Origin of the sequence: Micromonospora profundi, from assembly GCF_011927785.1 — a bacterium.
Taxonomy (GTDB): Bacteria; Actinomycetota; Actinomycetes; order Mycobacteriales; family Micromonosporaceae; genus Micromonospora; species Micromonospora profundi.
Genome location: NZ_JAATJK010000001.1, coordinates 4,904,006 through 4,925,277, shown reverse-complemented (window position 1 = coordinate 4,925,277; position 21,272 = coordinate 4,904,006). Strand labels below are relative to the sequence as shown.

Below are 21,272 nucleotides of genomic sequence, written 5' to 3'. Positions count from 1 at the left end.
CGGTAGCCGTCGGGCCTGTCAGCGGACGGGAAATGACCGCTGGCGACATCCCACGAATGTCGAGGGTGCGGGCGTAAGGTGATCACATGCGCGCGGAGCGTGTGGATCACCCCATTGACCATGATGAAGCGGTGGACACGTTGCGGCGGTCGTACGCCGCAGTGCCCACTGGCGAGCCTGTCCGGCTGGCCAAACGCACCTCCAATCTGTTCCGCCCCCGGTCCGCTCCCCGGACCCCGGGCCTCGACGTGAGCGGTCTCAACCGGGTGCTCTCGGTCGACGCGACCGCTCGGACGGCCGACGTGCAGGGCATGTGCACGTACGAGGATCTTGTCGACGCGACGTTGCCGCACGGGCTGATGCCGCTCGTGGTGCCGCAGTTGCGCACCATCACCCTGGGCGGTGCGGTGACCGGGCTCGGCATCGAGTCGACGTCGTTCCGCAACGGCCTTCCGCACGAGTCGGTGCGGGAGTTGGACATCCTCACCGGCTCCGGCGAGATCGTCACGGCCCGGCCCGACGGGGAGCACGCCGACCTGTTCGCGGCGTTTCCCAACTCGCTGGGCAGCCTCGGGTACGCCACCCGGCTGCGCATCGAACTGCAACCCGTCGGCAGGTACGTGGCGCTGCGCAACGTCCGGTTCACCAGGCTGGAGGCGCTCACCGACGCGATAGCCGAGGTGACCGCCACCCGGTCCTGGGCCGGTGAGCCCGTCGACGCCATGGACGGGGTGATGTTCAGCCCCGGCGAGGCGTACCTGGTGCTCGGCACGTTCACCGACTCGGCCGGCCCGCCCAGCGACTACACCGGCCAGTCGATCTACTACCGGTCGCTGCGTCGGCGCACCCGGGACGTGCTGACCGCGTACGACTATCTCTGGCGCTGGGACACCGACTGGTTCTGGTGTTCGGCGGCGTTCGGCGCGCAGCACCCGGTGCTGCGCCGGCTCTGGCCGGCGCGTTACCGACGCAGCGACGTCTACCACCGGCTGGTCCGGCTGGAGCACCGGCACCAGGTGGCGGCCCGTGTCGACAGGCTGCGCGGCCAGCCGGCCCGGGAACGGGTCGTGCAGGACGTGGAGATCCCGCTGGACCGCACCGCCGACTTCCTGCGCTGGTTCGCGGGCAGTGTGGGGATGACCCCGGTGTGGCTCTGCCCGCTGCGGTTGCGTGAGCCGGCGGGGCCGGGCTCGGCGAGGTCCTGGCCGCTGTATCCCCTCCGGCCGGGGCAGGACTACGTCAACATTGGGTTCTGGGGGAGCGTGCCGATCGCGCCGGGCGCCGCCGACGGCGACGTCAACCGCACGATCGAACGCAGGGTGTCGGAGTTGGGTGGCCACAAGTCGCTCTACTCCGACGCGTACTACGACCGGGAAGCCTTCGATCGCCTCTACGGCGGCGACACGTGGCGCGCGGTGAAGGACCGCTACGACCCGGACCAGCGGCTGACGGGACTGTACGAGAAGGCGGTAGCACGAGCATGAGCCTGACCGACCGAGATCAGGGGGCGGCGAGCGTCCCCGCCACCCCGCCGGCGGGCGGCCGGCCCACGGGTCCGACCGTTGCGGACGTCATCCGCGCGGTCACCGCCGGGCCGCTGCCGGTGCGCATCACCGGGTACGACGGCAGCGCCGTCGGCCCGTCCGATGCCGGCATCACCCTGGCGATCCGTTCCGAGCGGGGGCTGTCGTACCTGCTCACGGCCCCCGGCGACCTGGGCATGGCCAGGGCCTACGTCAGCGGCGACCTGGCGTTGCAGGGAGTGCACCCGGGTGATCCGTACGAGGCGTTGCAGGTGCTCAAGGACGAGCTGCGGTTACGTCCGCCGTCGTTGACCGACGGGCTGGCGTTGGCGCGTGGGCTGGGCTGGGAGCGGCTGATGCCGCCGCCGGCCCCGCCGCAGGAGGCGCTTCCGCGCTGGAAGCGGGTGATGAACGGGCTTGTCCACTCGCGGGTCCGCGACAGCACTGCCATCTCACACCACTACGACGTCTCGAACGCCTTCTACGAGAAGGTTCTCGGCCCGTCGATGACGTACACGTGCGCGGTTTACCGGTCTCCGGACGACACCCTGGAGCAGGCCCAGGCGACGAAGTACGACCTGGTCGCCGGCAAGCTGGGGTTGAAGAAGGGGATGCGGCTGCTGGATGTGGGCTGCGGCTGGGGTGGCATGGTCCGGCACGCGGCGCGCGAGTACGGCGTGAAGGCGCTGGGGGTGACCCTGTCGAAGGCGCAGGCGCAGTGGGCGCAGGCCGCCATCGAGCGGGAGGGGCTGACCGGGCTGGCCGAGGTGCGGCACATGGACTACCGGGACGCGCCGGCGGAGCAGTTCGACGCGGTCTCCTCGATCGGGCTTACCGAGCACATCGGGGTGCGCAACTACCCGGCGTACTTCGGTGCGCTGCGTGACCGGCTGCGGCAGGGCGGGCGGCTGCTCAACCACTGCATCACCCGCGCTGACAATCGGGCGCCGCACCGCTCGGGCGCCTTCATCGACAGGTACGTCTTCCCGGACGGCGAGTTGGCCGGCCCGGGTCGGCTGATCAGTGAGGTGCACGACGCCGGGTTTGAGGTGCATCACGAGGAGAACCTGCGCCAGCACTACGCGCTGACGCTCGCCGCCTGGTGCCGCAATCTGGTGGAGCACTGGGACTTCTGCGTCTCTGAGGTGGGCGCGGGCACGGCACGGGTGTGGGGGCTCTACATGGCCGGGTCGCGGATGGCGTTCGAGCGCAACGGCATCCAGTTGCACCAGGTGCTTGCCACCCACAACGGTCCGGACGGCGTCAACGGCTATCCGCTGCGGCCCGACTGGCTGGCCTGACCGGGGCTTGACCAATCGCCTGAAGCCGCGCCGAGGAAGTCGGCGCGGCTTCTCGCGAAGCGATTGACAAACAGATTTTGTACGTACAAACTGATTTTGTCATGAGAGATGTCCTGTACCTGGAGAAGATCGAGCAGGCCGAGGTCCTGCTCAAGCCGCAGCGCGTCGAGGTGCTGCGGCAACTGGCCGAGCCGCGCACCTGCACGGAGGTCGCGGCCCGCCTCGACCAGACGCCACAGCGCGTCTACTACCACGTCAAGCAGCTCGTCGCGGCCGGCCTGGTCGAGCTGGTCAACGAGCGCAAGGTCCGCGGCATCACCGAGGGCATCTACCAGGCCGCCGCCCGCTCCTACTGGCTCTCACCCCGGCTCGTCGGCCGGATCGGGCTGCGCCGTGCACGCGACGAGCTGAGCCTGGGCTACCTGCTCGACCTGATGGAAGAGGTCCAGGCGGACATCGCCGGCCTCGACCGCGCCGCGCCCGAGCTGCCCTCGATCGGGGTAGCGGGCGAGATCCGGGTGCCCGCGGAGCTCCGCCCGCAGTTCCTGCACGACCTGCAAACCGCACTCCAAGACCTGTTCACCCGCTACGGCGGCAGCGAAGGGGATGCCTTCAAGCTCGCCGTGGCCTGCTATCCGAAAGGCAACGACGATGAGTGAACCGCTGAAGCTGCAGGCCCGCCTCTCCGCGTCCGTCGGGCGCGTCCGCCAGGCAGTGACCGACCCGGCCGAGCTGCGACTCTGGCTGGCCGAACACGCCGAGGTCGAGCTGCCCCGGCGGTACGAATTCTGGGGCCGCTACACACCCGAAGGTGACGCCCCGCATCAACGCCTCCTGCACGCGGACGACGACACGTTGCGCTTCGGCTGGCTGCTCGACGGCGTGGAGACCACCACCGAGTTCCAGTTGACCGCCGAGGGGCCCGACAGCACAGTGCTGACGGTGACGCAGAGCCACTTCGACTTTGCCGAGGCGATGAGCGGCTCCAGCATCCGCGGCGTCCTCCAGACGTACTGGTCGCTGGCCATCGCCAACCTGGCCTCCCACCTGGAGGGTCGGCCGCTGCTGCCGCGCACCGACTTCACCTCCGCCGACCTGCGGGGCGAGCTGGTCATCGCCGCACCCGCCGACAAGGTGTGGGAGTCGCTCACCGAATCCGAGCAGGCCAGCTCCTGGTTCGGCTACCCGATCGGGATCGAGCCGTGGGTCGGCGGCCGGTACGCGATGGGCGGCTTCGAGAACGGGTACGCGGCCAAGATCGTGGACCTGGAGCCGGGTCGCAGGATGTCAGTCGACTGGGGACCGACCGGCGTCACCAGTTGGGAGCTCGCCGAATCCGGCGGCCGCACCACGCTTACCTTCGTGCAGAGCGGCTTCGACGAGGGCAACCCCCCTTACGCGGCCTGGAGTGGGTCGGTGGCCGGGCTGGCCGAGCTGCGCCGCTTCCACGAGGAGACGGCCTGGCAGCCGATCTGGCTCGACACGGAGGTGCCCGGCCTGGAGCCCGCCAACTGAGGGTTCGCCGTGATCGTGCTCGATCCGGGATGTGGGTGGCCTCGTTCGTCCCGAGGGCGCCACATCCTGGATCGAGCACGATCTTGTGCTGCCCCGGACCATGCTCTGCGATCGCCTTGCTCGATCCGGTGACTTTTCGCTGTGGAGTGGGTACTGGCGGGCAATGTTCTTCATCTTCGGTCTGCGGACCAAGGTCGACCGGTCCGGTGTCGTGCAGCAGGTCTGCCGTCACTGCGGCAACCAGGCCGCGCAGGTGATCACCCGCCGGTCGACCAAGTTCTCCCTCTTCTTCATTCCGCTCATCCCGATCCGTACCCGCTACGCGCAGCAGTGCACGTTCTGCGGGGCGCAGTACGAGATCTCCAAGTCCGACGCCGAGCGTCTCCCGGTTGGCTGACCCGTCGATGGAACGCTTCCTCTGCTGGCTGATCCGCCGGCCACCGTCCCCGGCCGGCTCCGAGGTGCACAGCGCCTCGCGCCCGCCCTGCACCCCCGGTCGGCGCAAGCGCCGCCGCGCCCGCCGTCCCCTGGCCGGCACCTCACTGCCCCGCTCACCCTGGAACCGCTCCGCCGGCCGCTGACCGCTGCATGACCTGCGTCGCCGGGGCGTCGCCTCGACCGACGGCGAGACTTTCGGGCCTGGCGGCGTACTCGGGCGGTGGTTAGGCTTTCGGGGTTTGCCGTGGACCGGTCCTCCCGAGGGTGCACGCACGACGACGAGCCGGAGCGACCGTGTCCCGACAGGACGTGCAGCAGGCTGCGAGGGCGTCCAGCCCTGCCGGTGCGTACGTCGCGGCTGCTGTCATTGTTGTGGAGGCGTGCTGGCTGATCGCCGCACTGCCCGGCGCCGCGCTGGTCAGCGACATCGGCGGGATGCTGGTGGCCGCCTGGGCGACGGCCGCGTGCGTCGGAGTGGCCCGTCGTCACCCGGCGCCGCTGCGCCGCTTCTGGATGTTGCTGGCGGCCACCATGGCGCTCGCCGCGTTGGGGCGGGCGCTCTGGACGGCGCAGCGGCTCGTCGGCGACGACCTGCCGCACACGCCACTTGTGGGTGCGATCTTCACCGCCGGCATCTTCACCGGTACGGCAGCGCTGCTCAACTCGCCCTCCGGGCCACGGACGGCGGTGGGTCGAGCACGGACGCTGCTGGACGGGGTCATCGTCGCGTTGGCCCTGGTGCCGATCAGTTGGGTGCTGGTCTTCCGGGGCGTCGCCGCCGCCGAGCTGGCCGATCCGGCGCGCACGCTGGGGTTGCTCTACCCGATCTTCGACCTGATGCAGCTGACCATCCTGGTCGCTGTCGCCGGGCCGGTCCGACCGCTGTGGCGGCCGATGGGAGTGCTCGCGGCGAGCCTCACCATCCGGGTGGTCGCCGACGCCGTTTACGTGTCGCTTGTCGCGCGCGGTGACTACGTCGCCGGTCACCCCATCGACCTGTGCTGGCCGTTGAGCTACCTGTTGATCGGCCTGGCCACCAGGAACCCGCCGCCGCTGGACTGCGACGGCACCGACGAGACCGCCGAGTCGCCGCTGCCACCGTGGTGGCGCGTGGCGTTGCCGTACCTGCCGGTCGGTGGGGCGATCGTCGCGGTGATCCTCGCGCGCAGGCCCAGCGGGCAGATCCCACAGCTGATCTTCCTGACGATGATGGCGCTGCTCGCCGCCCTCGCGGTGCGACAGGGGTTGGCCGCCAACGAGAACCTGCGGCTGGTGGTCCGGCTGCGCCGGCTGGCGTACGCCGACCAGCTCACCAGCCTGCCCAACAGGCTGCTGTTCAACCGGCGGCTGCGCCTGGCGCTGCGCGACGGTCGACCGGTGGCCGTGCTGCTGCTCGACCTGGACGGGTTCAAGCAGGTGAACGACAGATTCGGGCACGCCACCGGTGACACCCTGCTGACCGGCCTGGCGGTGCGGATGCGGGCGGCGGTCGGCGATGACGGGACCATCGCCCGGGTCGGCGGCGACGAGTTCGGCGTGCTTGTCAACGGTGACCGCCCGGTGTCGCCGGAGCGACTCGCCGAACGGCTGCTGGACGCTCTGCGGCCCTCCGACGGCGAGGAGGACGTCGGGGTGCACCCGTCGGCGAGCATCGGCATCGCCGAGTACGGGCCGCAGCACACCTCCCACACCGACCTGCTGCGCGACGCCGACATCGCCATGTACGCGGCCAAGGCGGCGGGCAAGTCCGCGTACCGGACGTGCACTCCGGCGCTGCGCGAGTCGGCCGTCTCGCGGGCCGAGTTGATCGCCGACCTGCGCCGGGCGGTGGGCGAGGGGCAGCTGCACCTGGAGTTCCAGCCCATCGTCGACCTGGCCACCGGCGCGGTCCGCAGCGCGGAGGCGCTGGTGCGCTGGCGGCACCCCCGGCTGGGGGTGCTGTCGCCGGCGAGGTTCCTGCCGCTGGCCGAGGAGACCGGGCTGATCGTGCCGATCGACCGTTGGGTGATCCACGAGGCGTGCCGGGCCGCGGCGACCTGGCGTGACCGGGCACCGGAGGCGACGGTCGCGGTGAACATCTCCGCCGCGCACCTGCACCGGCCGGATCTGATCGCCACTGTCACGGCGGCCACCAGCGCCGCAGGGCTCGCGCCACGGGCGTTGACCCTGGAGCTGACCGAGTCGGCGTTGATCGACGGCACCGATGCGGTGCTGGAGCGGCTGAGTCAGCTCCGGGACCTGGGCATCCGGATCGCCATCGACGATTTCGGCACCGGCTACTCGTCGTTGAGCTATCTGCACCGCATCCCGGCGACCGAGCTGAAGATCGACCGGTCGTTCGTGGCCCGGCTCGGGTCGGACGACCGGGCGCACGCAACGGTGGAGATGGTCACCCGGCTGGCGGGCGCGTTCGACCTGGCGGTGGTCGCCGAGGGGGTGGAGACCGAACGCCAGCACGAGGCGGTCACCGCGATCGGTTGCCCACGAGGGCAGGGCTATCTGTACGGGAGGCCGGACGCCGCCGCCACAGTGGGTCAGAATCGGGCTTGACCCTCACGTAGCGGCAGGCACGAGCCTGGTTTCCGGAAGGGAGGGAAACCATGGCGTACACGGTGGGGCAGGTGGCGCGGGTCGCCGGCGTGACGGTCCGGACGTTGCACCACTACGACGAGATCGGGCTGCTCTCGCCGAGCGGCCGGACGGCGGCTGGCTACCGCCGCTACGACGACGCGGACCTGCAACGGTTGCAGCTCGTCCTGTACTACCGCGAGCTGGGTTTCCCGCTTGAGCAGATCGCGGAGATCATCGATGAACCGGCGGCCGACCCGGCCGCGCACCTGCGGCGGCAGCACGAGCTGCTGACGGTACGGATCAAACGGTTGCAGGAGATGGTCGCGGCGATCGAGTTCGCGATGGAGGCGAGCAAGTTGAACATCCACCTGACTCCCGAGGAGCGCTTCGAGGTCTTCGGGGACTTCAAGCCGGAGGAGCACGAGGCCGAGGCCGAGCGGCGTTGGGGTGGCACCGACGCGTACCGGGAGTCGAACCGGCGTGTGGCGGGCCACAGCAAGGAGGACTGGCTGCGGATCAAGGCGGAGAGCGAGGAGTGGGGTCGGCGGATCGTCGCCGTGCTCGCCTCGGGCGCGCCAGCGGACAGCCCGGAGGCGATGGAGTTGGCCGAGGAGCACCGGCAGGTCATCAGCCGCTGGTTCTACGAGTGCTCGTACGAGGTCCACACGGGGCTGGCCGACATGTACCTTGCCGACGAGCGGTTCACCGCGCACTACGAGAACATCGCTCCCGGCCTGGCGGAGTACCTCAACGAGGCGATCCACGCCAACGCGATCAGCCGCGCGTGAGCCGGTGCGGTCCGGCTAGTCTGGCCGGACCGCACCGCGGTGAGCGTCGATCGGCGACCGGCCGGGCGGGCGCCCCGCTCGGGGGAGATGACAGTGAAGAAGCCCAAGCTGGTCGCCGCCGGCGTCGTCCTCGCCGTGGCGGTGGCCGCCGGGGTGTGGGCCCTGGTCGCCGCCGGTGACGAGCCGGACGCCGGCCGTCCGTCGGCCGGCACGTCGGCCGCTGCGACCAGCCCTTCGACCGGTGCGTCACCCGCGCCGGCCCCGACCGATCCGGTCGGTGTGCTGGCCGCCGCCGCCGCGAAGGTGGACGAGCAGCCGTACAAGCTGACGCTGGGCACCGGCGGGGCGGGCGACGGGGACGCCACGGTGCTCGTCTGGGATCCGAAGGCGCGTCGCGGCCTGGAAACCACGTCGCTGAAGGTGCCCAACGGCGAGGTCAAGATCGAACGGTTGACCACCGGCCCGGACGTCTACGTGCGGGTCAGCGCACCGGACCGGCGGATCCCGGTATGGGACGGCAAGACGTGGTGGCACGTCGGGGCGCCCGGCTCGCCGGCCGCCAACAAGGGCCTGGACAACACCCGGCTGGCCAGCACGCTTACCGCGCCGGCCAAGGCCCGTCAGACCGGCGTCCGGGAGTACGCGGGCACGCTGGACCTGCGCGACAGCGCCGCCGTGCTGGGCAGCGCGGTCGGCGGGGTACTCGGCGATCGGGCCGCCGCTGTGCCGTTCACCGCCACGGTGGACGACCAGGGCCGGCTGGTCCGCTACCGGATCGAGCTGGCCACCGAGCAGTCGAAGACCGCACAGCTCGACCTGACGTACTCGGATTTCGGGCTTCCGGTGGTGGCCGACCCGCCGGCGGCGGACCTGGTGGGGGAGAACCCGCCGGCGAACATCCCCGGCGTGTGAGGTCACCCGCCGGGGCGGCCGGGTCCTCGATAGCGTGATGACTCAGAGGTATCAAAATGACTCACAGGCATCACGCCCAGCAGCACTGCCGGCCCCGGAAGGACCCCAATGCTGATCATCGCAGGAAGCTTGCAGGTGGAGCCGGACGCGCGCGACTCCTATCTGGCCGGTTGTGCCCAGGTCATCGCCCAAGCCCGCGCCACCCCGGGTTGCCTCGACTTCCTGCTCGCGGCCGATCCGCTGGAGCCGGGGCGGATCCATGTCTACGAGCGCTGGGAATCCCCGGAGCAGCTGGAGGCGTTCCGCGACTCCGGGCCGAGCGAGGAGCAGACCGTTGCCATCCTCGACGCCGCCGTGAACCGATACCTGATCTCCGGCGTCGAGGCGCCCTGACCCGGGCGCTCACGACAGCACGGCCGCGCACACGTCACCGTCACGACAGCGCAGCCGCCCACCCGTCACCGTCGCCGGTCGCCTCGACGGCTACATCGGCGGCCCTGCGGGAGTGACGGGCTGGGCGGGTAGGCCGGGCGCCAGCCGGCGCATCGAGGTGAAGGCGGGCACGAGCGCGTCGTACAGCTCGGCGAAGAGCGGCAGCAGCGCCGCGTAGGTGGCGGCGGCGGCCGGGTCGGGGCGGATGGTCTCGTCGATCCGCACCAGGTCGGCGGCCACGTCGATGCTGGGGATCAGCCCCAGCGCCTGCATCCCGAGCAGCGCCGCGCCGAAGCTCGACCCCTCGTGGGCGGCCGGGAAGCGCACCGGTACGCCGAGCACGTCGGCGAGCATCTGCCGCCACAGGCCGCTGTGGGCGAAGCCGCCGCCGGCTCGGATCTCGCCAACCTCGTTGCCCGCGGCGCGCACCGAGCTGAGCACCAGCGCGAGCTGCTGGCAGACGCCCTCCATGGCGGCCCGTACGAGGTGTTCGCGTCGGTGCCCGTGGGTCAGCCCCACGTACGCGCCGCGGGGCAGCGCACTCCAGTGTGGAGCGCGCTCGCTGTGCAGGTACGGCAGCATGATGAGCCCACCGGAGCCGACCGGCGCTCGGGCGGCGATGGCGACGAGTTCAGCCTCTGAGTGCTCACCCAGCTCAGGTGCGAGCGCCGCGCCTGCCCATTTGAGCACGATGCCGCCGTTGTTGATCGCGCCGCCGACCGTCCAGCGAGTCTCGGTGAGCGCGTAGCAGAACACTCCGCCCAACGGGTCGACGCCGGGGCGTTCGACCATGACCCGAATCGCGCCGCTGGTGCCGATCGAGCAGGCCACCATGCCGGGGTGCACCGCGCCCAGGCCGAGGTTCGCCAGCGGCCCGTCACCGGCGCCGACCACCACCGGCGTGCGCTGCGGCAGACCGACCGCGGCGGCGGCCCACGGGGTGAGCCCGGGTAGGACGGCGGTGGTGGCGACCAGTTGCGGCAGTTGCTCCTCGGTGATGCCGGCGATGGTCAGCGCCTCGATGTCCCACTCCAGGTGGTGGATGTCCAGCAGCCCGGTGGCCGAGGCGATGGAGTGGTCGATCACGAGCGTGTCGCAGAGCCGCCCCAGCACCCATTCCTTGATGCCGCCCCAGTGGGCGACCCGTTCGAAGAGCATCGGCTCCTGCTCGGCGTACCAGAGGAGTTTGGGCAGTGGCGACATCGGATGCATCGGTGTGCCGGTGCGGCGGTGCAGCGCCAGCCCGGACGGCACCGCCCGCAACCGTTCGGCCTGCCGTGTGGCGCGCGAGTCGGCCCAGGTCACCGACGGGGTGAGGGCGTTGCCGTCCGGGTCGAGCCCGATAAGGCTGTGCATTGCGGAGCAGAAGGCCAGCCCGGCCACCGGCGTGGACAGTTCGGCCACCACCGAGCGGATCGAGCCGACGACCGCGGCGAGGATGACGTCCGGGTCCTGTTCGGCGTACCCGGGCTGCGGGTCGTTGAGGGGATAGCCGGCCGCGTGGCTGGCGAGCTGCCGCCCGTCGGTGCCGTACGCGACGGCTTTGGTACTGGTGGTGCCGATGTCGACCCCGATCACCACCCCGGGCGCTGTGCCTGGCGGCATGACCTCACCTCCTCCCGTAGCAATATCGCCCTATCGTGTGATTTGGTCCGCCGATCGGATATTTCGTCCAGTCTGGCGTGTCCGGCCGGCGTGTCGGGGCTGTTAAGCCAGTGACACCCCAGATTGGTGGTCTGCGCGGCGAAGGAGTCGGCGTGGCAAAGACTGATTCGACGGGTTCCACTTGGCGGTACCGGTGGGCGCACCGGCAGAACGTGCGGCGGGTCAGCACGTTCCGTGGCGCCGAGGCGGCGTGGCGGCGCCGCGACGACGAGTTACGGCGGCTCCGCGCACTGGCCGCCGACTTCCACGGCTCCGCCGCAGCCGGTGCCGGCCTGCCACTGGAGTTGGGCGACGGCGAGGTGGTGCTGTGGGCCCTCCCCGCCGCGCAACTGGTCGAGGTGCGCCACACGACGGTGCTGCCCGCGCCGGACCTCGCGGTCGCCCCGGCGGCCGGGCCGCTGCGCCCACGCCGCCCGGACGGTGTTCGCGTCATCGACGCCGGCATGGCTGTCATCACGAGTCGCCGGCTGGTGCTGTTGGGCGGGCGGGGCCGGCGCGACTGGGCGTACGGCCGGATGACCGGCCTGGCCCACGACCCGGCGGCGCCGGTCACGCTGATCCAGGTGTTGGACCGGCCGCGGACCTCCGGGTTGATGCTGCCCGCCGACGCGGCGGCGGACTTCCGGTTCAAGCTCACGCTGGCGTTCGCCGACGCGATCGAGCAACGTCCGGCGGTGCTCGCCCAGCTCGACGAGCTGATCGCCGAGCACGACCAGCTCAAACCGTTCCGGCCGGCAGTGGCCACGCCCGCGCAGGCGCGGCTCCTGTCGTTCGTGCCCGGTGGTCGGCGCACTGTCGCTGTGGCGGCCGGCATCGCGTTGCTGGTGCCGGCGGCGCTCATCGACTCGAACCCGTCGGATCCCGTCGGCGGCGCGGAGGTCGCGGTCGCGGCCACCCCGGCGCCTAGTTCCAGTGCCGTGCCCGCGCTGGTCCGCCCGGTACCCGCGCCGCCCGCGAAGGCCAGCACGCCCAAGCCCACGAAGTCGACGAAGTCTCCGCGTCCGTCGTCCAGCCCGTCACGCGACCCGCGCTGCGGCGCCCCGGAAAACCCGCTGGGGTACGACTTCTGCGGCGGCACCCGGATCCGCCGGCCGGCTGCCGAGGTGTGTGACTGGTTCGAGTGCGTGCCGCAGTTCTGGGCCGGTCGGGGCTATCTGGTGCAGTGCCGGGACGGCTCGGTCAGCCTGGCCGGTGGGCGGCCGGGCGCGTGCGCCGAGCACCAGGGTGTACGTCGAACGATCACGAAGTGACCGATTTGGGGCTTGAAGTCTGCTTCGGTCGGCCACAATGATCGAGTGGAGATCCGGTCCGACGATGGCGCCCGGGTGCGGATCCGCCCGGTCGGCTACCAGCCCGGCATCGACCCGCCCGACGACCCCGATCGGGTGTCCCCAGGTTGGCAGGACTGGCTGCTCGTCGAGGTGGACGCCCGCACCGCCGACGGTCAGACCTGGTCTCACCACTACCCGAGCCTCATGGTCGAGGAGGCCCGCGCGCTCGGCAGTTGGCTGTACGGCCAGGCGCGAGCCGCCGCCCAACCGGCCCCGCCACCGGCGGCGGTCCGCTTCACCGAGCCCAACCTGGCGCTGCGGTCGCGGGTGATCCGTCGCCGCCGGTTGGAGCTGATCGTGGAGTTCTCCGCCGAGTCGCTGCCCCCGTGGATGCGCCGCCCGACCACAGCCATCTACCCGTTGATCCTCACGGTCTCCGCGGACGCCCTCACGGTCGCCGCCGCGCAGTGGGACGGGCACTGCGAGGCGTACCCGCCGCGTGCCCCGTCGCGGTTTCCGGCTCGGGGCCCGCTGACCCGTCCGCGTCACGTCGATTGAACGAGCGGTCCTTGTGGAGCCCGATCCGCCCTGCTCTGATGGGCAGTCATGGGGGTTGAGCAGGTACACCGCACAGTGGAGGCGGTGTGGCGAATCGAGGCCGGGCGGGTCGTCGCCGCCCTCGCCGGGCTGGTACGCGATGTCGGCTGGGCCGAGGAACTCGCCCAGGACGCCCTGGTCGCCGCGCTGGAGCAGTGGCCGCGCGACGGCGTACCGGCCAATCCGGGAGCGTGGCTGACCACTGTCGGCAAGCGGCGGGCGATCGACGCGTTGCGACGCCGCAAGCTGCTGGAACGGTCGGTCGAACAGCTCGGGCAGGATCTCGGCGACGACGGGTTCACCCCGAACTTCGACGCGACCTTCGAGGAGCGCATCGACGACGACCTGCTGCGGCTGGTCTTCACGGCCTGCCACCCGGTGCTGTCGCCGCAGGCGCGGGCGGCGCTGACCCTGCGCGTGCTGGGCGGGCTGAAGACCGAGGAGATCGCCAGGGCCTTCCTGGTGTCCGAGACCACTGTCGCGCAGCGGATCACCCGGGCCAAGAAGACCCTCGCCGAGGCCAAGGTGCCGTTCGAGGTGCCCGGCGTGGCCGCCCGCGCCGAGCGGCTCGCCTCCGTGCTGGAGGTCATCTATCTGATCTTCAACGAGGGCTACTCCGCGACGGCCGGCGACGACTGGATGCGCCCGGAACTCTGCGCCGACGCGCTGCGCCTGGCCCGCCTCCTCCAGGAGTTGATGCCCGAGGAGCCGGAGGTGCACGGGCTCGCCGCGCTGCTGGAGATACAGGCGTCGCGTACCGCCGCCCGGGTCGACGCCGACGGCGAGCCGGTCCTGCTGCTGGAACAGGACCGGGGGCGCTGGGACCGGCTGCTGATCCGCCGGGGCCTGGCCGCCCTGGACCGGGCACGGGCGGCGGACGGCCCGCCCGGTCCGTACACCCTCCAGGCGGAGATCGCCGCCTGCCACGCCCGCGCGGCGACCCCGCAGGACACTGAGTGGGCGCGCATCGCCGACGGCTATGCGGAGCTGGCCCGGGTCGTACCGTCGCCGGTCGTGGAGCTGAACCGGGCCGTCGCGGTCTCCTTCGCGCACGGCCCGGCCGCCGGTCTGGAACTGGCTCAGGCGCTGGTGCAGGAGCCGGCGCTGGCCCACTACCACCTGCTGCCAAGCGTCCTCGGTGACCTGCTTGCCAAGCTGGGCCGCCACGACGAGGCGCGTGCCGAGTTCGAACGGGCCGCCGAACTGACGGGCAACGAACGCGAACGCGCCCTGCTGCTCGCCCGTGCCGCCGACTGCGCCCGCGGTGTCGCGCCGAGCCGCTGAAAAATTCTCCGCCCGCCATGTCGTATCCCGGCCCGGCCGCTCGACGCGTCAGTGAAAAGCCGGCCCGGCCGGCACGCGGGACCGGCCACCGGCCGGCGAGAGGAGGACACATGACGACAATGACCAGCACCGGTGGTGCGGGGTCCGCCGTGGCGGGCGTCGACTCCCGGCGTACGGCGACCAGGGCGCTGCTGGTCGGCGGAGCCGCCGCCGGCCCGCTGTTCGGGCTGGTGGCCGCCGCCCAGGTGCTCACCCGCGACGGTTTCGACCTGAGCCGGCAGCCGCTCAGCCTGCTCGCCCTGGGCGATCTGGGCTGGATCCAGATCACCAACTTCGTGGTGACCGGGCTGCTCGCCGTGGCCGGCGCGGTCGGGCTGCGCCGGGCGCTGCGCGGTAAGCCGGGCGGGACGTGGGGACCAGCGCTGATCGGCGTGCACGGCGTCGGTCTGATCATCGGGGGTGTGCTGGTCTCCGACCCCAGCATGGGCTGGCCTGCCGGCGCGCCGGAGGGTGCGCCGGAGGAGATGAGCTGGCACGCCGTCGGCCACGGCGTGGGCGCGATGCTGGCCTTCGGGTCGCTGACCATCGCCTGCCTGGTCTTGGCCCGCACCTCGTGGCGGGCCGGCGAGCGCGGCTGGGCGACCGTCAGCCTCGGCAGCGCACTGGCCGTCGTCGCGATCCTGGCCTGGCCCGACCAGGGCAGCATCAGCGTCCGGATGGCGCTCGCCTGCGTCGTCGTCTTCGGCTGGCTGACCGCGCTCTGCGGTCGAGAGATCACCAACTGACCACTGTTCGTCGACAACGAAAGGATCGATCGATGCGCTACATGATGATGCACAAGCTTGACGAGACCCTGCCGGGGGCGTTCAACCCGAGTCCGGAGTTCCTGACCCGGATGGAGTCCTTCATGAAGGAGGCCGGGCAGTCCGGCATCCTGCTCGCCGCCGAGGGGCTCTGCCCGACCTCCAAGGACGACGCCACCCGGATCACCGTGACCAGCGGCAAGACCACAGTCACCGACGGGCCGTTCACCGAGACCAAGGAACTGATCGCGGGGTTCGCGCTCGTGGACGTGCGCTCACGCGAGGAGGCCGTGGAGTGGGGGCGACGGTTCGCCGACATTTTCGCCGGGACGATCGGTGACGTGGAGGTGGACATCCGCCGGGTCTACGAGAGCCCCGAGTAGGGCTAGCCGGCCTCGCCGCGCCGCCACCCCTTCGTCGGGGTGGCGGCGCGGCGCTGTTGTGGACGGCCAGGGCTTACGCGTCGAGCGACGCCTTGGCGGCGTCGATAGCGTCGAGCAACTCCTCGCTGTGCTCGAAGCCGTCCTCGACGGCAGCCATGTCGACCCCGCATTCGCGCTGCCGCGCCCGCAGCAGCGTCTCCTGAACCGGACTCACCGGGAAGGCCAGCGGGTCGAGCCCTTGGGCCTTGGCCAGGTCGTCAACCAGGAGCCACTTGCGGCCCTCGTCGTAGACGACCACACCGGCGGCGATTCCCCTGGTCCACTGGTCGAACAGCGTGGCCAGGCTGGTGCTGGCACGGACCGACTCCCAGGAGTCTTCGGAGACCGGGTAGCGCCAGATCTCACCCTCGTGCTCGCCCGCGAGGACGAACGTGTAGAGGAGGAAATCGAAGTGGAACAGTGGCAGTTGCTGCCGCCACGGGAACGGCGTGCCGATCGACAGCCCCAGATAGTCCAGCGCCTCCCCGCCCTCCGGCCATGGCATTCGCCATCCGACGTTGGGCAGCACCTGCCGGTCGGGCCAGCGCTGTGAGTGCAACCAGGTGAGCTGCTCCGCCACGTGATCCACGTCGAAGATCCGGTGGACCTGATCCGGCGGTCGCCCGGCCGGCTGCTCGGGCTGCTCGGGCCAGTCGAGGCCGGCAGCCGTCGCCGCGACGCGGTACCCGTGCACCGCGTCGCGCAGCACGCGCATGTCATCGAGCATCAGGAAGCTCCTCGGCTACGGGGCCTTGGGGGTCATGCAGAGGCTAGCCCCGCCCCCGCTGACCTTGAAGGCGAAGCTCGGGCCGCCGGCGTCGACCCACGGCTTCACTGGCAACACGACGAACTTCGTTTCGTTTGTCACCTTGCACTTGCCGTAGAACGAGTTGATGTCTCTGGCCTGCGGCAGCGACTCCGTCGTCGGCACCAGCTTGAGGTCGGCGACCTGACCGGTCAGGTTGACCGCCTGGTCTGTAGCCCAGAACGGGAATTCGTCGCAGGTCTGACCGGGCACCCGCACGTCGCACGCGTTCGGCTTGAACTGTGCGTCGTTGAACCAGCCGTGGTCGTAGCCCTTGGCGCGCGCTGCCTGACCGTTCACGCTGCGCGCCGGGTAGAACCACACCGCCCGCGTCGGCGGCTGCGGGAACCCGCCGTCGCCCATCGCGGCCACGATGTGCTTGCCGGTGTAGATGAGGTCCTCTCCCCGATAGTTCTTGCCGCCGGGGACGTAGACGATGACGTTGTCGTCACATCCGGCTTTGCCCTGGGTGCCACGCTGGGCCGTGCACGCCGCGTCGATGATCCGCTTGAGTCGCGAGTCCTCGCTGGAGTCCCACGCGAAGGCGAGATCACGTTGGTCAGCCACCAGCTTCGTGGTCTTGATGACTTCGGCGTAGACCTTCAGGCTGTTGTACCACTCGCCCTCGTCCAGGCCCCAGTTGTCGAACGTGTCGAAGTCGACGTCGTGCTCGATCGGGTACTCGATGAGGCCGTTGACGCCGATCGTGCTGGGGAACAGGATGGCGAGCAGGACGCCCAGCACGACACCGATGCCGATGCCGGCGGCACCGACGACGATCCACGAGGTGCCGGCGGCGGCGGCCGGAGCAAGCGCCACAACCTCCACCGTCTCCGCGATGGGAGCCAGGAGGGTCGCGCAGGCTCCGCTGGCACACCAGGCGATCGGTGCCGTCGCGCCCGGCACCAGCAGGCGGGCCTGCGGGGTGGCGTCAACCGAGGCGATCACCGGGCCGCGGCCGGTCGGGGCCACCGCGAAGAGCATGTTGGTGATGCTGTCCGCGCAGTCGAGCAGCTTCTCGCCCGACGGGGGCAGGAAGGCGTCGAGGCAGCTGCTGTCCGATGCCCGGTAGCAGCCGAGGAAGACCTCCGTGCTGCCGGCGGGTACCGGCACCGTGGCGCGTGAGCTGGCCGCGATGTAGAAGTCGCCACCGGCGCCCGCGCACTGCGACGCCTCGCTGGCGGTCGTTTGTGTGGTCGCCGCCGACACCTCGTCCACATGGACCATCGTGGTGAAGTCACCGGCGAGTTCCCGGGCCACCGTGCCGTCGGCACGCAGCGCTTCGACCCGGAACGCGTACGACGTGTACTCCTCCAGCGGCTCGATCGGGAGCTTGATGACGCTGTCGGCAGTGCACGGGTTGGCCACGTTGCCGTTGCCGTCCACGCAGAGCTGCTCCACGGAGAACTGGTCGTAGATCTGGCCGTCCAGATAGGCGCGGTAGCTCGTCTCGTTGGCGGGCTGCGGGTGCCAGCTGGCGAGGGCGCCCCCCTCGTCCGGGTCCAGGGTCAGACCGGCATCGACGTCCGGCGGCGGCGGCAACGCGTCCGTCGTGAAGGACGCCGTGGCGGGCGTCGCGGACCGGTTGCCGGCCAAGTCGATTGCGACCACGGAGACGGTGTGGTTGCTGGACGGCTGCAACCCGGTGATCGAGTACGAGCGCGTGCCGACTGTGGTCCGCTGCGCGGTGCCGCCGTCGACGGTGACCTCGTATCCGGCGAGGCCGTAGTTGTCGGTTGCAGCGTTCCAGGTCACCTTGGCGCTGGTCGCCGTGATCGTGCCGACCGTCAGGCCGGGGACGTTGCTCGGCGGGATCAGGTCCACCACGGTGATGTCGCGCAGGATCTTCGCGTACCGGTGGGGCTCACGTTCCGCGCGGGAACAGACCTGGACCGGGCCCAGGTGCGGCGGGCGCATGCTGGTGGTCCACGAGGCAGACCAGTTCGTGACGCCGGGCGGCGGCGGACCGAAGGTGAAGCTGGACGAGGTCGTCTTCTCGATCGAGACGTCCACCATCGTTGCCTGCTTGTGCAGGTAGCCGTTGATGGCGATCTTGCCGTTCGCGTCTACCGCGACCTCGGATCCGGCGGTCGGTCCCTCCAGCCGGATGGAGGCGTGGTTGATGTCCTCCGGTACCGATGGGTCGCTGCACGCCGGAAGTTGCTCCTCGGTCACCGCCGCCGGAGCCGCCTGGGCGGAGGGCGGACTGATCAGGGAGACCGGTAGGACGAGCGCGACGGCCAATGCTGTCGCGCGGAGGGACCTGCTGAAATACCGATGACGTGTGTGGTCGGCCATGCCGCTCCATCCCCCGTAATGGATCAATACGGGCACATTCTTTCATCTTGATCTATATTCGGGCCACCCAATATTGTCCGTGCTTCCGAGGTGCGTGGTCGCGGTACGGCGGCAGTCTTGCCGTTCGCAAAATCTCCTCTTTCGGGAACAAAGGGAAGCATCGATCCTCGGCGCGTTCCCTGTCACGTACATGAGCGGTTGTACCGCGTGTGACCGTGACCTCTGTGGAGTGCCCGACCTGGCGAGCCGCCTGGGCCGAGCGCGAGAACGAGCGGCGCCGGCACACGTACCGCACCGCGATCGGCACCTGGCGACGACGCGGCGAACACCTGACCCGCCTGCGGATCGAGGCCGCCGGGTTCCTCGGGTGCACGCAGCCGCGTACCGGCCTGCCGGTCGACCTCGACGACGACGAACTCGTCTTCCGGATCCTCCCCGTCGCCGACCTGGTCGAGGCCGAGGCGAGGCACGTCCCCGGCCTACCCGCGCCGGGGCCGCTCACCTGCGCCGAAACGGTGAGCGACACAGTGCCGCCGGGCCTGCGCGTCATCGACACCGGCATGGCGGTGGTGACCAGCCACCGCGTGGCCTTCGCCAGCCGCGAACACCGACGCGAATGGCGGTACGCGGAGCTGACCGACCCCGCGCACCATCCCGACGTCCCGGTCACGCTGCTGCCGGACCATGACACTCTGGGTGGGCTGCGCGTCCCGGCCAACGCCGTGGTGAACTTCCGCTTCTATCTCGCCCTCGCCATCGCTGCCGCCGCCGGTGACCGCGCCGACGTCGTCGCCGAGATCGACGCCCTGCTGGCCGGCCACCGTCGCGAACGGCCGACGCCGCCACCGCCGGCGGAGCCGGACGAAGCGCCACTGATCGCGGTACGCCCCGACCGCCGGGCCCTCGCCGCCGCAGCCGTCGCGACTGTGGTCGTCGCGACGCTCGGCCCTGCCGTCGGGCCACCGCAGGCAGGGCCGGCACCGCGGACGGCGTCCGCCGTGGTCGCGGTCGGCCCGCCGCGTGCGGTCGGGCCGGTGACGTTCCAGATGGGTACGACCAACCTGCCAACTCCGGCAGCGCCAACGCGGGTTACCGGTGCTGCGCCGGCCGGGCCGTCGAACCCTGCGCAGCCCGTCCGGCCAGTGGCCCCGTCGCGCACTCCGGCTCCGCCGGCTGCACCGCCCACGGCTGCTGCCCCGCCCGCTGCGCCGGCCATCGCTCCGGTCGCGTCCACCGTACCGGCTCCGCCTACCGCTCCGGCCCCATCCGCGAGTGTTCCGCCGACCCCGCCCACACCATCGCCGTCGCCCACCGCGACGGGGGTGGCCACCACCACGCCGCCGCCGCTCGACCTCACGCTGCTGACGGCCTGCCTGGATCCGCTGTTGCCGCTGGTCGACCGGCTGCTCTGCCCGCCGGCCGAGTCGTAACCCGTTGCTGTTGTCGGGTCAGCCTGTGGCGCCGAAGTCGGGGACGGTGAGGGCGCCGTCCGGGCCGAGCGGGAAGCCCGGGTTCCAGGCGATCTCCCACACGTGACCGTCCGGGTCGGCGAAGCAGCCGGCGTACCCGCCGTAGAACGTCTCCCGCGCCGGCTGGGTAACCTCGGCGCCGGCCTTGACCGCGGCGGCTATCAGCTCGTCGACCTCCGCCCTGGATCGGACGTTCTGGGCCAGGGTCATGGCGCCGGTGCCCGGATCGGTGATGCCCGCGTCCGCGGCGAGCTTGTCGCGGCTCCAGAGGACGAGAGCCAGGCCGCCGGCCTGGAAGAAGACCGTCTCCTCGACCTCCTGGCCACGCCAGCCGAGCTGCTCGTAGAAGGCCTTGGCGCGCGCCACGTCCGTGACCCCGAGAGTGACCAGACTGATTCGCTGTTCCATAGGCAGATCCAATCACTCAGGAAAGGCGGGCGGCCTGGATGCTGGCTCCGCGCTCGGGGCTGAGGTCACGCTAGCGGTGAGGTGTGACGTGGGGTTTCCGTTCCTCCATCACCCGCCTGGGTCGATGTCGCTGACGACACGCACTTGGGGGAGCTTGTCCCAGCCCTCCCAACCCATAGCATCGATGCTATGGGTTGAGCGGCGTTTTACATCGACCTACTGGCCAACCGAGGCGTGCTGCTCGGTGAGCCGCACAGCAGACAACTCGACGGTAAGTTGCGAGAACTCCGGTTCTACCTGGAACGCGAGGCGGTACGAGTGACGTACTGGATAGCCTCCGATCGGAGGATCATCCTGCTCACGGTGTTCCGCAGGACACGGATGCGGGAGGACCGGGAGGTCGAGCGGGCTCGCCGCGCATTTGAGCGGTGCGTGGCGGAGCGGCACATCGTGAACGAGGGGGCAGAGCGATGAGTGATCGCCTGGACTGGATTGATCTGCGCGAGCGGCGAATGTCGGAGCCAGGAGCGGCCGAGACCTACGAGGCCACCCGGATAGCGTTCGAGCTTGGTCAGGAGGTACGTCACCTGCGCGAAGGGCATGGTTGGAGTCAGACCGAGCTGGCGCGGGCTGCCGGCATGACCCAGTCTGCGGTGGCCCGCTTCGAGGCCGGGGGCACCGTACCGACCTTGCCGGTCCTGGAACGCCTTGCGCGAGCCCTGGACCGGAGGCTGGACGTCAGGTTCGCACCGAACGCGGACGCCGCCTGA

Annotated in this window: 22 protein-coding genes; 18 read left to right on the top strand and 4 right to left on the bottom strand. The window is 70.8% G+C overall.

Translation table 11 applies throughout. The features are described from left to right. Positions 1-86: 86 nt before the first annotated feature. The 10 genes from F4558_RS21600 to F4558_RS21555 all read left to right on the top strand — a co-directional run bounded on the left by F4558_RS21600 (position 87) and on the right by F4558_RS21555 (position 9,441). Positions 87-1,484, top strand: coding sequence for an FAD-binding oxidoreductase (locus F4558_RS21600; RefSeq protein WP_167945777.1), 1,398 nt, complete (start codon positions 87-89; stop codon positions 1,482-1,484). After that, positions 1,481-2,824 (top strand): class I SAM-dependent methyltransferase, encoded by a 1,344-nt coding sequence (locus F4558_RS21595; RefSeq protein WP_053655223.1) that lies wholly within the window; start codon positions 1,481-1,483, stop codon positions 2,822-2,824. Before F4558_RS21600 ends, F4558_RS21595 begins: the two co-directional genes overlap by 4 nt. A 101-nt stretch (positions 2,825-2,925) precedes the next feature. Next, a complete protein-coding gene (locus tag F4558_RS21590; protein WP_053655221.1) occupies positions 2,926-3,483 on the top strand; it encodes a winged helix-turn-helix domain-containing protein in 558 nt (185 codons plus the stop codon). Then, complete coding sequence (locus F4558_RS21585; RefSeq protein ID WP_053655219.1) at positions 3,476-4,339, top strand: SRPBCC family protein; 864 nt, start codon at positions 3,476-3,478, stop codon at positions 4,337-4,339. The genes F4558_RS21590 and F4558_RS21585 overlap by 8 nt, the downstream gene beginning before the upstream one ends. 163 nt (positions 4,340-4,502) lie before the next feature. Then, a complete protein-coding gene (locus F4558_RS21580) occupies positions 4,503-4,736 on the top strand; it encodes a zinc-ribbon domain-containing protein (protein ID WP_053655217.1) in 234 nt (77 codons plus the stop codon). Continuing rightward, positions 4,729-4,920 carry a hypothetical protein gene (locus tag F4558_RS21575; protein ID WP_157552446.1) on the top strand — a complete coding sequence of 64 codons (192 nt, stop codon included), beginning with the start codon at positions 4,729-4,731 and terminating at the stop codon, positions 4,918-4,920. Before F4558_RS21580 ends, F4558_RS21575 begins: the two co-directional genes overlap by 8 nt. A 151-nt stretch (positions 4,921-5,071) precedes the next feature. Then, positions 5,072-7,327 carry a putative bifunctional diguanylate cyclase/phosphodiesterase gene (locus F4558_RS21570; protein ID WP_197281514.1) on the top strand — a complete coding sequence of 752 codons (2,256 nt, stop codon included), beginning with the start codon at positions 5,072-5,074 and terminating at the stop codon, positions 7,325-7,327. 50 nt (positions 7,328-7,377) lie between these two features. Then, positions 7,378-8,136 (top strand): MerR family transcriptional regulator, encoded by a 759-nt coding sequence (locus F4558_RS21565; protein WP_053655215.1) that lies wholly within the window; start codon positions 7,378-7,380, stop codon positions 8,134-8,136. A 93-nt stretch (positions 8,137-8,229) separates the two neighbouring features. Next, positions 8,230-9,048, top strand: a complete 819-nt coding sequence (locus F4558_RS21560; RefSeq protein ID WP_053655213.1) for a hypothetical protein — start codon at positions 8,230-8,232, stop codon at positions 9,046-9,048. Positions 9,049-9,156: 108 nt separating this feature from the next. Then, positions 9,157-9,441 carry a putative quinol monooxygenase gene (locus tag F4558_RS21555; RefSeq protein ID WP_053655211.1) on the top strand — a complete coding sequence of 95 codons (285 nt, stop codon included), beginning with the start codon at positions 9,157-9,159 and terminating at the stop codon, positions 9,439-9,441. 90 nt (positions 9,442-9,531) lie between these two features. Here F4558_RS21555 and F4558_RS21550 read toward each other — a convergent pair whose 3' ends face one another. Next, the gene (locus F4558_RS21550; RefSeq protein WP_053655209.1) at positions 9,532-11,085 is read right to left on the bottom strand and encodes a gluconokinase; all 1,554 of its coding nucleotides are present in this window, start codon (positions 11,083-11,085) and stop codon (positions 9,532-9,534) included. 152 nt (positions 11,086-11,237) lie between these two features. Here F4558_RS21550 and F4558_RS21545 point away from each other — a divergent pair, with 152 nt between their 5' ends. From F4558_RS21545 to F4558_RS21525, 5 genes are all read left to right on the top strand, one after another. Next, the gene (locus F4558_RS21545) at positions 11,238-12,395 is read left to right on the top strand and encodes a DUF3761 domain-containing protein (RefSeq protein WP_053655207.1); all 1,158 of its coding nucleotides are present in this window, start codon (positions 11,238-11,240) and stop codon (positions 12,393-12,395) included. 45 nt (positions 12,396-12,440) lie between these two features. Further along, positions 12,441-12,974, top strand: a complete 534-nt coding sequence (locus F4558_RS21540) for a WapI family immunity protein (protein ID WP_167945775.1) — start codon at positions 12,441-12,443, stop codon at positions 12,972-12,974. 48 nt (positions 12,975-13,022) lie between these two features. Further along, the gene (locus F4558_RS21535; protein ID WP_167945773.1) at positions 13,023-14,297 is read left to right on the top strand and encodes an RNA polymerase sigma factor; all 1,275 of its coding nucleotides are present in this window, start codon (positions 13,023-13,025) and stop codon (positions 14,295-14,297) included. A gap of 110 nt (positions 14,298-14,407) precedes the next feature. Continuing rightward, positions 14,408-15,082: a DUF998 domain-containing protein gene (locus tag F4558_RS21530; RefSeq protein WP_053655201.1), complete on the top strand. Its 675-nt coding sequence runs from the start codon at positions 14,408-14,410 to the stop codon at positions 15,080-15,082. Between the two features lie 32 nt (positions 15,083-15,114). Then, on the top strand, positions 15,115-15,483 hold the full coding sequence (locus F4558_RS21525) for a YciI family protein (RefSeq protein ID WP_053655200.1): 369 nt from the start codon (positions 15,115-15,117) through the stop codon (positions 15,481-15,483). 73 nt (positions 15,484-15,556) lie between these two features. Here the strand turns inward: F4558_RS21525 and F4558_RS21520 are convergent, their stop codons facing one another. Together F4558_RS21520 and F4558_RS21515 are read right to left on the bottom strand one after the other, a co-directional pair. Next, positions 15,557-16,249, bottom strand: coding sequence for a hypothetical protein (locus tag F4558_RS21520; RefSeq protein WP_167945772.1), 693 nt, complete (start codon positions 16,247-16,249; stop codon positions 15,557-15,559). 15 nt (positions 16,250-16,264) lie between these two features. Beyond that, positions 16,265-18,625 (bottom strand): fibronectin type III domain-containing protein, encoded by a 2,361-nt coding sequence (locus F4558_RS21515; RefSeq protein ID WP_167945770.1) that lies wholly within the window; start codon positions 18,623-18,625, stop codon positions 16,265-16,267. A gap of 215 nt (positions 18,626-18,840) precedes the next feature. Between F4558_RS21515 and F4558_RS21510 the strand changes: the two genes are divergently transcribed. Continuing rightward, positions 18,841-20,055 (top strand): hypothetical protein, encoded by a 1,215-nt coding sequence (locus tag F4558_RS21510; protein ID WP_167945768.1) that lies wholly within the window; start codon positions 18,841-18,843, stop codon positions 20,053-20,055. Positions 20,056-20,073: 18 nt separating this feature from the next. Here F4558_RS21510 and F4558_RS21505 read toward each other — a convergent pair whose 3' ends face one another. After that, a complete protein-coding gene (locus tag F4558_RS21505; protein WP_053655181.1) occupies positions 20,074-20,502 on the bottom strand; it encodes a VOC family protein in 429 nt (142 codons plus the stop codon). A gap of 210 nt (positions 20,503-20,712) precedes the next feature. On the opposite strand from F4558_RS21505, the gene F4558_RS21500 reads away from it, so the two are divergent. Then, on the top strand, positions 20,713-20,976 hold the full coding sequence (locus F4558_RS21500) for a type II toxin-antitoxin system RelE/ParE family toxin (RefSeq protein WP_167947591.1): 264 nt from the start codon (positions 20,713-20,715) through the stop codon (positions 20,974-20,976). Beyond that, positions 20,973-21,272 (top strand): helix-turn-helix domain-containing protein, encoded by a 300-nt coding sequence (locus F4558_RS21495; RefSeq protein ID WP_053655179.1) that lies wholly within the window; start codon positions 20,973-20,975, stop codon positions 21,270-21,272. The genes F4558_RS21500 and F4558_RS21495 overlap by 4 nt, the downstream gene beginning before the upstream one ends.